The 13099-nt window shown below is 77.0% G+C and carries 14 protein-coding genes; 6 read left to right on the forward strand and 8 right to left on the reverse strand.

The genetic code is table 11. The features are described 5' to 3' along the window. The coding region (locus ACI781_RS07995; protein WP_456565552.1) for an alpha/beta-hydrolase family protein at positions 1 to 1667 on the reverse strand (1667 nt) is incomplete at its 3' end. Between the two features lie 106 nt (positions 1668 to 1773). On the opposite strand from ACI781_RS07995, the gene ACI781_RS08000 reads away from it, so the two are divergent. Together ACI781_RS08000 and ACI781_RS08005 are read left to right on the forward strand one after the other, a co-directional pair. Then, positions 1774 to 3570: an alpha/beta hydrolase gene (locus ACI781_RS08000; protein WP_456565553.1), complete on the forward strand. Its 1797-nt coding sequence runs from the start codon at positions 1774 to 1776 to the stop codon at positions 3568 to 3570. Beyond that, positions 3560 to 4312 carry a CPBP family intramembrane glutamic endopeptidase gene (locus ACI781_RS08005; protein WP_456565554.1) on the forward strand — a complete coding sequence of 251 codons (753 nt, stop codon included), beginning with the start codon at positions 3560 to 3562 and terminating at the stop codon, positions 4310 to 4312. The genes ACI781_RS08000 and ACI781_RS08005 overlap by 11 nt, the downstream gene beginning before the upstream one ends. Positions 4313 to 4346: 34 nt before the next feature. Here the strand turns inward: ACI781_RS08005 and ACI781_RS08010 are convergent, their stop codons facing one another. The 3 genes from ACI781_RS08010 to ACI781_RS08020 all read right to left on the reverse strand — a co-directional run bounded on the left by ACI781_RS08010 (position 4347) and on the right by ACI781_RS08020 (position 7420). Beyond that, the gene (locus ACI781_RS08010) at positions 4347 to 5762 is read right to left on the reverse strand and encodes a diacylglycerol/lipid kinase family protein (RefSeq protein ID WP_456565672.1); all 1416 of its coding nucleotides are present in this window, start codon (positions 5760 to 5762) and stop codon (positions 4347 to 4349) included. A gap of 89 nt (positions 5763 to 5851) precedes the next feature. Next, entirely contained in the window at positions 5852 to 6535 is a 684-nt protein-coding gene (locus ACI781_RS08015; RefSeq protein WP_456565555.1) for a hypothetical protein, read from the reverse strand. Between the two features lie 141 nt (positions 6536 to 6676). Continuing rightward, positions 6677 to 7420 carry a YhjD/YihY/BrkB family envelope integrity protein gene (locus ACI781_RS08020; protein WP_456565556.1) on the reverse strand — a complete coding sequence of 248 codons (744 nt, stop codon included), beginning with the start codon at positions 7418 to 7420 and terminating at the stop codon, positions 6677 to 6679. A gap of 367 nt (positions 7421 to 7787) precedes the next feature. Between ACI781_RS08020 and ACI781_RS08025 the strand changes: the two genes are divergently transcribed. Continuing rightward, positions 7788 to 8228: a DUF7144 family membrane protein gene (locus ACI781_RS08025; protein ID WP_456565557.1), complete on the forward strand. Its 441-nt coding sequence runs from the start codon at positions 7788 to 7790 to the stop codon at positions 8226 to 8228. Between the two features lie 184 nt (positions 8229 to 8412). Continuing rightward, entirely contained in the window at positions 8413 to 8922 is a 510-nt protein-coding gene (locus ACI781_RS08030) for a DUF6325 family protein (RefSeq protein WP_456565558.1), read from the forward strand. A gap of 69 nt (positions 8923 to 8991) precedes the next feature. Here ACI781_RS08030 and ACI781_RS08035 read toward each other — a convergent pair whose 3' ends face one another. Then, positions 8992 to 9399 carry an SHOCT domain-containing protein gene (locus ACI781_RS08035; protein WP_456565559.1) on the reverse strand — a complete coding sequence of 136 codons (408 nt, stop codon included), beginning with the start codon at positions 9397 to 9399 and terminating at the stop codon, positions 8992 to 8994. A 364-nt stretch (positions 9400 to 9763) separates the two neighbouring features. Between ACI781_RS08035 and ACI781_RS08040 the strand changes: the two genes are divergently transcribed. Both ACI781_RS08040 and ACI781_RS08045 read left to right on the forward strand, forming a co-directional pair. Then, positions 9764 to 9955 carry a hypothetical protein gene (locus ACI781_RS08040; RefSeq protein ID WP_456565560.1) on the forward strand — a complete coding sequence of 64 codons (192 nt, stop codon included), beginning with the start codon at positions 9764 to 9766 and terminating at the stop codon, positions 9953 to 9955. A gap of 120 nt (positions 9956 to 10075) precedes the next feature. Then, positions 10076 to 10450 (forward strand): PLDc N-terminal domain-containing protein, encoded by a 375-nt coding sequence (locus tag ACI781_RS08045; RefSeq protein WP_456565561.1) that lies wholly within the window; start codon positions 10076 to 10078, stop codon positions 10448 to 10450. A gap of 30 nt (positions 10451 to 10480) precedes the next feature. Here ACI781_RS08045 and ACI781_RS08050 read toward each other — a convergent pair whose 3' ends face one another. Genes ACI781_RS08050 through ACI781_RS08060 form a run of 3 tightly spaced genes read right to left on the reverse strand, consistent with a single transcriptional unit; the run spans position 10481 to position 13029 of the window. Further along, complete coding sequence (locus ACI781_RS08050; RefSeq protein WP_456565562.1) at positions 10481 to 11026, reverse strand: potassium channel family protein; 546 nt, start codon at positions 11024 to 11026, stop codon at positions 10481 to 10483. Positions 11027 to 11083: 57 nt separating this feature from the next. Then, entirely contained in the window at positions 11084 to 12526 is a 1443-nt protein-coding gene (locus ACI781_RS08055) for a DUF2252 domain-containing protein (RefSeq protein ID WP_456565563.1), read from the reverse strand. Beyond that, on the reverse strand, positions 12520 to 13029 hold the full coding sequence (locus ACI781_RS08060) for a hypothetical protein (RefSeq protein WP_456565564.1): 510 nt from the start codon (positions 13027 to 13029) through the stop codon (positions 12520 to 12522). The genes ACI781_RS08055 and ACI781_RS08060 overlap by 7 nt, the downstream gene beginning before the upstream one ends. Positions 13030 to 13099 lie beyond the last annotated feature (70 nt).

Raw genomic sequence — 13099 nt, forward strand, 5'->3', positions numbered from 1 at the left:
CCCCGGCCCGCCGGCACCCCCACCCCCACCCCCCCCCCCCCCCCCCCCCCCCCCCCCCCCCCGCCCCCCCCCCCCCCCCCCCCCCCCCCCCCCCCCCCCCCCCCCCCCCCGGCGAGCTGCGCGTGGTCGTTGACGACGGCGACGGCGTCGCGGTCGACGTCGAGGCGGTCGCCGCGGGTCACCTGCCGCATCCACCCGCTGCCGTACGGCGTGCCGATCCACAGCGCCCGGTCGATGCCCATGGCGTCCAGGCCGAGGGTTCCCCAGTGCAGGAACACGTCCTGGCTGGTGTGCGCGCCGAGGCTCTCGCCGAACAGCACCACGCGCGGCCGCGGGCCCGGGCGGTCCCGCAGCCCCTCGAGGACCCGCAGCCACAGCAGCCGGTTCTGCTCCCGGGCCCGGCGCACCATGCCCAGCGACAGCGGCGACGGACGCCCGGAGTACTGCAGCGTCACCGTGGCGACGTCGCCCAGGGCGAGGTACTGCAGGGCGGCGGTGGCGACGTAGTTGACGTAGCCGGTGCCCGTGGGGGAGACGAGGACGAGCAGCGACCGGTCGAGGGCGCCGGTGCGCTCGATCTCGGCCATCGCCAGGTCCACCCGCGCGCGGGGGGTCGGGGCGTTGTCCAGCCCGACGTACACCTGCACCGGCTCGGAGCGGGCCGGCTCGCCCATGACGGTCTCGACGGACAGGTCGGGCACGCCCTCGGGGCGGACGGCCAGCGGCCGCGGGCGGACGGACGCGAGGGCGTGCAGCCGGCCGTCGCGGCCCAGGCCCGACCAGGACACCAGGCTGCCGGGGCCGCCGCTCACCGTCGCCGGCACCAGGCTGTCGTCGGCGCCGCCCTCGAGGACCGGCACGCTGGCCGAGGTCAGGGCCTCCACGCGCCGCATCGCCCGGTGCCAGACAGCGGTGGCCGCCGACCCCAGCCCGGCGAGGACGCCGGCGTGACCGGCCAACCGCCAGAGCGCGGGCGGCCCCGGCAGCACCGCGGCGAGCCGGCGGGCGGCCCGCCCGGTCAGGGCGTGCTCGCCGTAGGCGGCGCCGGCCAGCCCGCCGACGACGGCGCCCGCGACGCCCAGGGACGACAGCGCCGGCGCGGCCACCGGACCGCGTCCTCCCGCCCCGGCGCCCGCGTGCGCCCGGTCCACCACGGCGGCGACCCCGAGGCCGACGGGCACGGCGAGCGGGACGGCGGCCAGCCGGCCGCCGAGCCGCAGCCGGGCGTCGAGGGCCCGCACGCCGGCCTCGGCGACGCCCAGCGCGGCCCCGCCGAGCCCGGTCGCGCCGAGCCGCCACGCGGCCTGGCGGACGGCCCCGCGCAGCGGGTCGTCGGTCCGCGGCGGGAGGGCCCGCAGCACGGCCAGTCCGAGCGGCACGGCGGCGGCGTCGACCGCGACCGCGAGGGCGCGCGGCACGGCCGTGGACGGCGAGGCGCCGGCGAGGAACCGCGCGGTGGCCTCCAGCACCTCCTGCGCCCCGACCGCCAGGAGGTAGTGGGTGCCCGTGGCCAGCCCGGTCACCAGGCCCTGGTCGACCGCGCTGCGGGCCGACAGCGAGGGGGCGAACGTGCCGGGGACCGTCGCCGCCGCCACCACCAGGCCGACGCCGGGGGCGGTGCTGCGGGGTGGGGACCCGTGGTCCTGCCGTCGTCGCGCGTGTCGCATCCCGGGATGGTCGGACCGGACCCGGGCGGCCCGACTCATCCCGGCGAGGGGAATCCGGGCCGCCCGGACGACCCCTAGGCTCGGGCCGGCGACGAGGGGAGCGGGCATGACGGTCGACCCGACGGCGAGGTCCCTGCCGGCGGATCCGGACGCGGCCCCCGCGCCGCGTGCGGTGACCACGCCGCCGGAGTCCCCGCCCGAGTCCCCGCCGGAGTCCCCGCCCGGCCCTCCCGCGCCGGCCGCGTCCCCCGGGGCGTCGCCGCGCCGTGCCGGGTGGCGGCGCTGGCTGCCGCGCTACACCTGGAGCGGCACGGTCGGGGCGCTGCTGCTGGGTGGCGCCTCCCTGACGCCGTCGCTGCTGCCCCGCGGCTGGGTGCTGCAGGGGCTGATCACCGGCATCACCGCGGCGATCGGCTACGGCGCCGGGGTGACCGTCGCGTGGTTCGTCGCGGAGGTCACCCAGAGCCGGCTGTCGGCCGGCTTCCGGCGCCGGGCCTGGCAGGTCCTCGCCGTCCTCGGCACGGCCTTCGCGCTCGTCATGCTGTGGCTCGGCGCCAGCTGGCAGCGCGAGGTCCACGAGCTCATGGGGGTGCCCCCGCAGGCGCGCGCCTCGTCGCTGGGCATCGTCGTCGTGGCCGCCGTGCTGTTCGCCGTCCTGGTCGGGATCGGGCGGGGCATCCGCTGGCTGGCGCGCGGGCTGGTGCGGCTGCTCGGCCGGTTCCTGCCGCGGCGGATCGCCCGGCCGCTGGGCGTCGTCGCGGCCGCCCTCCTGGTGGTCTTCCTGCTCAACGGCGTCCTCTTCCAGGGCCTGGTGGACGCGATGAACTCCGCGTTCAGCGTCCGCGACGACGGCACCGAGTCCGGCGCCGTCGAGCCCGCCGCCGCCGAGCGCTCGGGCAGCCCCGCGTCGCTCGTGCCGTGGGACGACCTCGGTCTGCAGGGCCGCAACTTCGTCGGGAAGGGCCCGACCGCGGCGGAGCTGTCCGCCTTCTCGGGCGAGCCGGCGCTCACCCCGGTCCGCGCCTACGCCGGGCTCGCGTCGGCCGCGGAGGTCGACGACCGCGCCGCGCTCGCCGTCGCGGACCTGCAGCGGGCCGGGGGCTTCGACCGCGCGGTCCTCGTGGTGATGACGACGACGGGCACCGGCTGGGTGGACCCGGCGGCCAGCGACGCGCTGGAGTACGAGTTCAACGGCGACACCGCGATGGTGTCGATGCAGTACTCCTACCTGCCCAGCTGGATGTCGTTCCTGGTCGACCAGGCGAAGGCGCGCGACGCCGGCCGCGCGCTGTTCGACGCGGTCTACGGCGTGTGGGCGCAGCTGCCGGCCGAGACCCGGCCCGCGCTGTACGTCTTCGGCGAGAGCCTCGGCACGTTCGGCGGCGAGGCCGCGTTCAGCGGGATCGCCGACATCGTCAACCGCACCGACGGGGTGCTGTGGGCCGGTCCGCCGAACTTCAACGACCTGTGGCGGCGGCTCGTCGGGGACCGCGACGAGGGCTCCCCGGAGTGGCGGCCGGTCTACGAGGACGGCCGCACCGTGCGTTTCGCCGACGAGGCCGCCGACCTCGGCTCGCCGCCGGACCCGTGGGGCGAGCCGCGGGTCGTCTACCTGCAGAACGGCTCCGACCCGATCGTCTGGTGGTCGCCGCAGCTGATCCTGGGACGCCCCGACTGGCTGGAGGGCGAGCGGGCGCCCGACGTCTCCGACAGCATGGTGTGGCTGCCGTTCGTCACCTTCTGGCAGGTCACGGCGGACATGGCGTTCTCCACCGGCGTGCCCGACGGGCACGGGCACAAGTACGAGGCCGACTACGTCGACGCCTGGGCGGCCGTCGCCCAGCCGCCCGGCTGGACCGACGCCGACACCGCCCGGCTGCGCCAGCTGATCGGTGAGCGCTGACCCGGCCGGCGGGGCCGCTCCGGCGACGGCGTCCCCGCCCACCCCGGCGCACTGCCGGCGGGTGTCCGGCGGCCTGGTCGCCGTCCTCGCGGCGGTCAACGTGGTCGACAACGTGTGGCACCCGCCCTGGTGGGTCCGCGCGCTGGAGGGGGCCGCTCTGCTCGCCTGGGCGCGCTGGTGGGAGGGACTGACCTGGCCGCAGCTCGGTCTGGGCCGCGCCACCCTCCGCGCCGGCGTCCGGTGGGGGCTCGGCGTGGTCGCCGTCGTGGCGGGCGTCTACGTGGTCGGTCTCCTGCTGCCGGTCACCCGCCCGGCGTTCCAGGACGTCCGCTACGACGTGTCGCTCCCGGAGGGGCTGTACACGGCGTTCGTCGTCATCCCGCTGGGCACCGTCGTGCTCGAGGAGCTCGCCTTCCGGTCGGTGCTGTGGGGCGTGCTCGCCCGGCACCTGCGGCCCTGGCAGGTGCTCGTCGGCACCTCGGTGCTGTTCGGGCTGTGGCACGTCCTCCCGTCGCTGCACCTGGGCGAGAGCAACCGCGGCGTCTCCGACGCGGTCGGCGGCGCGGGCACCGCCGTCGTCGTCGCCGGGACCGTCGCCTTCACCGCGATCGGCGGTCTCGTCTTCGGCGAGCTGCGCCGGCGCACCGGCAGCGTGCTGGCCAGCGCGGCGGCGCACTGGGCGACGAACGCGCTGGGGGTGCTGTTCGGTCTCGCGGCCTGGCGCCTGGACCGGGCGGGCTGAGCCGAGCGGCCCCGGCCGGGTCCCCGGCCCGACCTCAGCCCTCCCGGGACTCCGACGTCGGCTGCCGCTCCTCGGGCGCCGGCGTCCGGGGTGCGGGGGCCGGGGGAGCGGGGGCCGGGGGAGCGGCGCCCGCCGGCCGGGACGGGGCGGGGACGGCCGCCGGCGCCGTCCGGCCGACGGCGAGCGCCCACAACCCGGCCCAGTGCACCCGCGGCTTCGGCGGGCGCACGCCCGGCCGGTCCCGGGGCAGCCGCACCCGCAGGACGCCCGGCCGGATGGCGCACCGCACCGGGGTGGTCATCCGCACCGTCTCGCCGTCGATGCCGACGGGGACGTCGGCGGCGTCCGCGGTCACCACGACCTCCGCCGCCTCCACCAGCCGCAGCCCCTGCTGGTGCGCGCCGTTGAGCAGGCCGACGGCCTGCCGCGCGCTGTCCACCCGGACGGCGACGACCCCGAGCACCCCGAGGTCGAGCCGGGCCCGCCGCCCCGCCTCGGCGAGGTCGGGGGCCGCGTACGGGTTGTTGCTCACCAGCAGGGCCTGCGGCGCGTCCAGCGTCACCCCGGCCGCCTCGGCGACGAGGTGGGCGCCGCGCCGGCGGGCCAGCAGGTCCGGCAGGGCGTCCAGCGTCGTGCGGCGCTTCTCCTCGCGGTAGCCGGGGGTCTCGACGATCTCCGCGTACGCGCCGAAGGAGGCGTTGTTCACGAAGGTGCGGCCGTTGATGTCGCCGAGGTCGATCCGCGTCTCCACCGCGTCGCGCAGCCCGTCCAGGCAGCGGGCGGGGTCGTCGCGGTCCAGGCCGAGGTCGAGCGCGAAGTGGTTGCGGGTGCCGGCGCTGATCACCAGGAACGGCACGTCGTGCTCGGCCGCGACCTGGGCGACGAGGGCCTGGGTGCCGTCGCCGCCGGCGACGCCGAGCAGGTCGGCGCCGCGGGCGAGGGCCTGCCGGGCGAGTTCCTGGACGTCGGTGTGCGGCCGGTCCAGCAGGGCCACCTCGGCACCGAGGGCCTCGGCGCGCTCGCGCAGCCGGAAGCGGTCGACCTTGCCGCCGCCGGAGCGCGGGTTCATCACCAGGAACGGGTGCCGCGGGTCCGGGGCGTCGGCGACGGCCATCGTCCAGCGCGAGCGGTCGGGCAGCAGCGCCACGCGCGCGGCCGCGACCGCGGCGGCGACCAGCAGCGCGGCGACGACGGCGACCCAGAGCAGGTCGGCGACCGCGAACGTGACCAGCAGCGCCACGGGCACGGCCACGGCGAGCGCGGTCGCCAGCCAGCGCACGGGGCCGCGGTGGAGCAGCGCCCAGTAGGCGGCGGCCACGACCACGCCGGCCGCCACGACGGTCAGCAGCACCAGCCACAGGCCGCCGTCCCCGGCGAAGGAGAGCAGCAGCACCACGGCGGCCGCGACGAGCAGCAACGACAGCCGGGCGGACCACCGCCGGGCACGCATCGAGTCCACGGCACCCTCCCAGCGCACGTCCGAGGCGTCGCCGATGGTGGTCCTCCCCGGCCGCCCGGGGGATCACCCCTGCCGGACGGTCACTCCTCGCGGGGCCGGCGGGGCGCCGGGACCAGCTCGCCCGGGGAGTCCGTGGTCGCCACCGGCCCGCGGGCGACGGGGGGCGTCGCCGGGTGGGCGAGCCCGAGGTCGTCCATGGCCCGCTCGAAGCACTCGTGCAGGACGGTCAGCCGCTCCACGAGGCGCCGCGCGTAGGCCCGCGGGGTGGCCGGCGAGGCCGGCTCGGCCATCGAGTCCCAGAACAGCTGGGAGAGCGCGCCGCTGCGGCCGGACCACGTGCCCGCGCCCAGCGAGCGGGCCGGCCCGACCGTGGCGACGAACCGCCGCGTCGCCGCCCGGCGGAGCGTGGCGGTGCGCTCGCGGTGGGGCGCCAGCACCTCCCGGCGGTGCCGCAGTGCCCCGCGGCGCAGGCCCCGCGGACCGGGCGGCGGGGGCTCCACCACGAGCCCGATCGCGCGCCCGAGCAACGGGACGAGGAGGGGACGGTCGGCGTCGGACAGCCTGTCGTTGGCGCTGCGCAGCACGTCGCCGAGCTCCGCGTCGACGCAGCGGGGCCGGTCGCTGAAGGGCTCGCCGGCCAGCAGGGACGTGTACTCCATGAAGCACGCGCCCCGGGAGGGGTTGGTGTGCTGGCCACGGCTGAGCACCGGCATCGCATCCGGCACCGGCGTCGCTGCGGTGCGGCGGGGCTCGAGTTCGCTCATGGTCTCCGCTCCTGTTCACGAGACGCTGTGGCGGCCGCCCGGTCCATCGGGACCGTCAGCGTCGTGCAGCCGGCACCGGCCTCCCTCATCCGCCACGGGTGAGTCGGCCCGCGGGGCGGGGGCTCCCACCGAGCGCGCCGCTCAGCGGACCGGACCCGGCCGTCGCTCGTGCAGGACGTGCCCCACCACGGGGCCGCCGAGCAGCACGAGGCTGTACCAGGTCAACCAGGACATGAGCACGAAGACGACGCCGATGGGCCCGTACCGCTCGGCGTTCCAGACGACCGCGCGGGACAGGTACAGGCTCGAGGCCACGCTGGCCGCGGCCAGCCCCGCGACGGTGACGACGGCGCCCGGCAGCAGCGCCCGCGCGGGCACCCGCCAGGCGAGCAGGAACCCCTGCATCCACCAGGCCCACAGCAGCAGCAGCGGCGAGCAGAGCACGGCGGTCACGACCGCGCCGGAGACCCCGCCGGCGAGGGTGCTGACGGCGCCGACGACGACGACCGTCACCAGGAGCGTGGCCAGCCAGACCAGCGGGCGCCACAGGTGCCGCCTGCCCAGGCGTGGCACCCCCCACACGGCGGCGTAGAACCGCTGCAGCTCGGCCGGCCAGGCGAAGGCGGCGCACACCGTGACGACGGCGCCGGCGGCCGTCGTCGGCGTGTGGACGACGTCGGACGAGACGAACAGCTGCCGCACCACCGTCCGGGCCTCCTCGGAGAGCGCCAGGTGGTGGGCCATCCGGTCGGCGAGCCCGCGCTCGCGGCCCAGCGGCAGCACCGCGGCCAGGGTGATCACGGCGGGGACGAACAGGACCATGCCCAGCGCGGCGAACACCAGTGCGTGGTGGCGCACGTCCAGGTCCCGCACCCGCGTCTGCACGGAGCCGACCGTGCCCGCCCGGACCCGGGCCGCGCGGGCCCGACCCCACGCGGCGGCGGCGTCGGCCGCCCGCACCCGGCGGGCCGGCCGCGGAGGGGGGACCGCCGGGGTCTCGCGCGGTGTCTCCGTGCGCACGGCCTCGTCGCCCGCCGGGGCGGCCCCCGCGGCATCGCCCGGCCGTCCGCCGGGACCGGCGCTCCCCATGGGCCGCAGCCAAGCCCAGCGGGACGCCGCTGGGATCCCCCCGGTGGGAGGACCGCGACCGGGATCTCCCCGGCGCCGAACTCACTCGGGGGGGACGATGCCCGGCCCCCGGGCCGGTCCGACGCTGGGCCGGCAGCCACCACGACCCGCGGAGGGACAGGCCATGACGAACACCTCGGACCAGAGAGCCGCGCAGACCCGCGCCCGCTACCCCGAGCCGATGTCGGCGTGGGCGGGGTGGGTGGTCTTCGGCGGCGTGATGCTGGTCCTGCTCGGCGCCTTCCAGATCATCGAGGGACTGGTGGCGCTGTTCGACGACGGGTTCTACGCCGTGTCGTCCTCGGGCCTCGTCGTCGACGTCGACTACAACACCTGGGGCTGGGTGCACCTGGTCATCGGCATCGTCGCCGTCCTCACCGGCCTCGGGCTCCTGGCCGGCAACATGCTGGCGCGCGTCGTCGGGGTCGGCATCGCGATGCTGGGCGCGATCGTGAACCTCGCGTTCCTCTCCGCCTACCCGATCTGGTCGACCCTCATGATCGCCCTCAACGTGGTGGTGATCTTCGCGATCGTCGTGCACGGCCGGGAGCTGAAGGACCGCTGACGGTCGCCCGGCCCTCCCGGGAGCCGGCACCCGCCCGGACGGCACGCCGTCCGGGCGGTTGCCGGCGTGCGCGGCGGCCGCCGGCGACGGGGACCCGACTCCTCCGCCGCGGGTGACGTGCGGCGGCGCGCGGGCGGGCAGCGTCGGCGGCGTCCGCTCTCGATCCTCGTCCGTTGGGGGACCCATGTCCGCAGACCTCGAGCAGGCCGCCGCACTCGACCAGATGGGCCCGATCGACTACGTCGTGGTGGCCTTCCCGACCGACCGCACGAACGGCGAGGCGCTCCCGCTGCTGGTCGACCTCGTCGACCGGGGGATCATCCGGATCCTCGACCTGGTCTTCCTGCGCAAGGACGACGACGGCGTCGTCACGACGCTCACCCAGGTCGACCTGGAGCGCATGCAGCTGCTGGAGGCCGCGCTGTTCGACGGCGCCGCCACGGGTCTCCTGGACGCCGACGACGTCGCGGCGGCCGCGGCGGCACTCGACCCCGGCACCGCGGCCGGCGTGCTCGTCTACGAGAACACCTGGGCGACGCCCTTCGCCGCCGCGCTCCGCCGCTCCGGCGGCCGCCTCGTGGCCTCGGGGCACGTCCCCGTGCAGGACCTCGTGGCCGCCCTCGACGCCGCCGAGGCCGCGGAGGCGGAGGCCGCGGCCGCCGTGCCGCCCGCGCCCCGCACGCCCGGGAGCTGACCGGCGACCGACCGGGGCCCCGGCCGCCCGGAGCGGCCGGGGCCCCGGCCTGCGGTCCGGACGAGCCGCTCAGACGAGGGCGCGCCGCTTCAGCTGCTCGAACTCCTCCTGGCTGATGGCGCCCTCGTCGAGCAGGTGCTTGGCCCGCGCGATCTCCTCGACCCCGCGGAAGCCGGGGGCGGCGACGGCGCGGATGTGGGCGTCGTCGGCCTCCTGCTCCTGGCGGAGCCGCCGGATGTCGCGCCCGGCCATCCCGTGGCCCTGGGAGACGAAGTAGGTGAGCGAGCCGATCAGCGGCAGCACCAGGAGGAAGACGATCCAGCCGGTCGTGGCCCAGCCGGACAGGTCCCGCCGGCGGAACAGGTCGGTCAGGGCGACGACCAGCAGGAAGAAGCACAGCACCAGCGCGAAGAGCAGCACGAGGGTCCACAGCAGGTCCAGCAGCGGGTAGTCGACGTCCTCGGCAGCCGTGCCCATGGCCCACCTCCGGGGGTCGGCGGTCGCGTCCAGGGTGGCGGGCCGGACCGTCGCTCCCCATCCCCCTCCCCGGATGACCGGGGGCGCCGCGCCGGTCCTCTCCTCCCGGGGTCCGGCCGGGCCGGGGGCCCGGGTGGCGCGCGGACCGTGCCCCTCTCATCCGGCCGGGAGGAGGCCGGATCGCCTCCGGGCGGCCGACCCTCGGTGCGTCGGATCGGACCCGCCACGAGCCTGATCGGGCGCTGCGGCGCCCCGGCCGTCCGCGGGCTGCGGGACAGGGCCCGGCGGGCCGGTGTCCGGACCGAGCAGTGGGGAGCGCGCGGAGATGGGACCTCAGGTGTACGAGCTCAGGGTGCGTGGACCGGTGCCGGCCGAACTCCTGGAGGAGATCGGCGCGGAGGACCTCGGCGAGGAACCGCCGCTGACCATCCTGCGGACGGCGCCCACGGACCAGTCCGGCCTGCACGGGGTCCTCCAGCGGCTGCGCAGCCTCGGGCTGGACCTGATGGAGGTCCGTGCCGCGGCCGTCCAGGCGACGGACGCCGACTCGCCGTGAGCCGGCTCCCCGCCGGCAGCGGTCGTCCGGTGGCCCGGCCGCAGGTCACCCCGGCGGGGTGATGATCGCGGGCGCGGGGCTGACCAGGGTCGGGTCCACCATCCGCCCGGAGGAGGACCCATGCCCCTGCTCGACCTGTTCTGGACCGCGTTGATGATCTTCTGCTGGGCCCTGTGGTTCCTCCTGCTGTTCCGCGTGTTCGGTGACCTGTTCGGCCGCGACGACATCGGCGCCTGGGCGAAGACCGGCTGGGTCGTCGTCACCCTCCTGCTGCCCTTCCTCGGGGTCTTCGTCTACCTGGTCACCCAGGGCCGCGGGATGGCCGAGCGCTCCGCTGCCGCGGTCGAGCGGCGGCGGCAGGCGGCCGACGCCCACATCCGGGCCGTCGCCGCCGGGGCGGAGGCCGACCAGCTCGCGAAGGCCCGCGGGCTGCTGCGGGACGGCGCCATCACGCCCGACGAGTACCGCCGGATGGTGCCCTCCACGCACGCCTGACCGTCCGCCCGGCGCGGGGGGCCGGCGCGGTCACCTCCGGTCGGCGGACTCCTCGGTGCGGCGCCGTCCCCGGTCCACCGCACCGAGGAAGGCGCGCAGCACCAGCCCGACGAGCACCAGGTCGCCCACCATCTGGATCGTCGTGAGCACCCGCGCGGTGGAGCTCACGGGCGCGATGTCCCCGAACCCGACCGTGGCGAAGACGGTGACCACGAAGTACAGCCCGTCGACCCGGTCCACCGGCTCGGTGAACGCGTGGTCGGTGGACGCCGACAGCACGACGTACGCCGCGGCGAACAGCACCAGGAACAGCGGGAGGGACAGGCCGGCGGCCTCCACCGCCCGCAGCGCGGGGTGCGGGGCCCGCATGATCGCCCGGACCTGCCAGGAGGCGATCAGTCCGGTCGCGACCAGGCCCGCGGCGAGCAGCAGCCACGTCCGCCCGTCGAACGAGCCGTCCAGCGGCAGGACGGCGTAGAGGGCGAGCACGGCCAGGGAGGTCAGGACGGTGCGGCCGAGGGCGACGGTGACCGCCCGCCGGCCGGGGGCCGGGGGTTCGAGGGGCGGGACGTCCACCGCGCGATGCTCGGCCCCGGCGGGCGGGGTGGGCCTCACCCCGCCCGGGTGAGCCGGTCAGACGTCGAGCTCGGCCGGCACCCGGCCGCTGGACACGGCGTCCGCCAGCTGGGCGTGGTCGGCGTCGTTGACGTCGGCATAGGCCTCGCCGAACTCGGCGAGGGCCTCGTCGAAGGCGGTGGACGAACCGAGGTACCCGGCGATCGCGATGCGGTCCCCGGAGCGGGCGTGCGCCCGGGCGAGGCACCACGCGCAGAGCTCGCCGTAGCTCTTCAGCCCCGGCGGGCGCAGCTGGTCGACCTCGACCGTCCCCTTCCAGTCGCGCAGCTGCCGCACGTAGAAGTCGTGCTGGCCGCCGTCGACGCCGGTGGTCCGCTGCCAGCCGAGGAAGATGTCGGACGCCTGCTGCATCAGCCGCTGGCCGGTGACCACGCGCTGGCCCTGGTTGGCGTACCTGCTGCGGCCGACGTACTCCGCGTGCACCGACCGCACGGCCTCCTTGACCTGGAGCAGCAGCGGGTCGTCCGCGTCCCGCCCGACCAGGAGCACCACCCAGCAGCGGGTGCCGACGCTGCCCACGCCGACGACCTTGCGGGCCATGTCGACGAAGGCGTAGCGCTCCAGCAGGGTGCGCCGGTCGGCCTGCAGCGAGCCCCGGTACTGGCGGATGATCTCCGGGAAGGCCTCGGCGAAGTACTGCTCCTCGGCCTGGCTGACGAGCTCGCGCAGGGGGACCACCAGCGGCGGGTCGGCGCGGATCTGCAGCCTCCCGTCCGCCACGTCGGTGAGCTTGCCGAACGCCTGGAGGGTGTCGCGGGTCCGCGCCTTCTCCAGGGCCTGGGCCAGGCGCTTGCGGGGCTTGGGGTCCAGGTCGGGGGCCAGCTGGGCGTTGATCTCGTCGGCGTCGACGTGGGAGTACCAGACCTCGATGTCGCGCATGCCGGCGAACCGGGCCATGGCGGTCCGGTAGGCCGCGACGGCGCCGGCGGCGAGCGCGTGCCGCTGCCGGCGGCCCATGCCCTTGGCCCGCGCCGCGATCACGAGGCTGGCGACCAGCCGCTTGACGTCGTGCTCGAACGGGCCGGGCAGCGTCTCGTCGAAGTCGTTGGTGTCGAACACCAGCCGGCGCTCGGGCGAGGCGAACAGCCCGAAGTTCGACACGTGCGCGTCCCCGCACATCTGCACGGTCAGCCCGGACCGGGGCGCGCCGGCCAGATCGGCGGCCATGACCCGGGCCGCGCCGCGGTAGAAGGCGAACGGGGACTGCAGCATGCGCCCCCACCGGATGGGCAGGAGCTCGGGGACCCGGTCGGCGCCCTGCTCCTCGAGCAGCGTCAGCGGGTCCTTCGCCCCCGGCCTCCGGGTGAAGGCGGCCTGCGCCTCCAGCGGGACCTCCTTGCGCAGCGCCTTGCCCGCCGCCCGCCGCTCCTGCGGGGACGGCCGGGGGGTCGCCGTCACCGCGACGGTGGGGGCCTGCGCCCGTTCCTCGGTGGTCAGCACGTCGAGGTCACCTCCTGCACCAGCGAGTCGGCACCGCTCAGGAAGTCCCCGACGGCGGTGGCCACCGCGCTCAGCGACGCGGCGGACGGGCTGGCCGTCGCCGCGCTGAGCGAGCTCTGGACGGCGTCGGCGTCGCTCTGCACCGCGTCCACCTCGTCGCCGTACTGGTCGCGCGCGGCGTCGGCGACGCCGGACCAGGCGTCCTGCACCGAGTTCCAGGCCGTCTCGACGGCGGCGGTGCCCTGCCGGACGACGTCGACGTCGGTCAGCCCGGTCAGCGACGTGCGGAACGCGTCGGCGGCGCTGCACAGGTCACCGCCGGTGGTGCTCGTCGCCGAGCCCGAGCCGGTGGCCGTCGAGGTCCCCGCGGAACTGGCCGACGAGCTCGCCGACGGGCTCGCCGCGGCGGAATCGGAGTCCGAGTCGGGGTCCGAGGAACACGAGGCGAGCGCGAGAGCGGCGAGCGCGGCCACCGCGGCGAACGTGCCTGCGCGATTCGACATGGGCCCGACGGTGCCGGTCGCGGTCGCACCCCGGCGTCATCCGCTGGGGGTGAGGACGCCCCCGGCCCGG

The sequence above is a fragment of the Blastococcus sp. SYSU D00695 genome (genome assembly GCF_054050555.1).

Bases quoted from the DNA above. Each gene is read 5' to 3' on its own strand.
- ACI781_RS08000 (WP_456565553.1), top strand. From the start codon at position 1,774: ATGACGGTCGACCCGACGGCGAGGTCCCTGCCGGCGGATCCGGACGCG.
- ACI781_RS08045 (WP_456565561.1), top strand. From the start codon at position 10,076: ATGCCCCTGCTCGACCTGTTCTGGACCGCGTTGATGATCTTCTGCTGG.
- ACI781_RS08060 (WP_456565564.1), bottom strand. From the start codon at position 13,029: ATGTCGAATCGCGCAGGCACGTTCGCCGCGGTGGCCGCGCTCGCCGCT.
- ACI781_RS08010 (WP_456565672.1), bottom strand. From the start codon at position 5,762: ATGCGTGCCCGGCGGTGGTCCGCCCGGCTGTCGTTGCTGCTCGTCGCG.
- ACI781_RS08015 (WP_456565555.1), bottom strand. From the start codon at position 6,535: ATGAGCGAACTCGAGCCCCGCCGCACCGCAGCGACGCCGGTGCCGGAT.
- ACI781_RS08035 (WP_456565559.1), bottom strand. From the start codon at position 9,399: ATGGGCACGGCTGCCGAGGACGTCGACTACCCGCTGCTGGACCTGCTG.
- ACI781_RS08030 (WP_456565558.1), top strand. From the start codon at position 8,413: ATGTCCGCAGACCTCGAGCAGGCCGCCGCACTCGACCAGATGGGCCCG.
- ACI781_RS08025 (WP_456565557.1), top strand. From the start codon at position 7,788: ATGACGAACACCTCGGACCAGAGAGCCGCGCAGACCCGCGCCCGCTAC.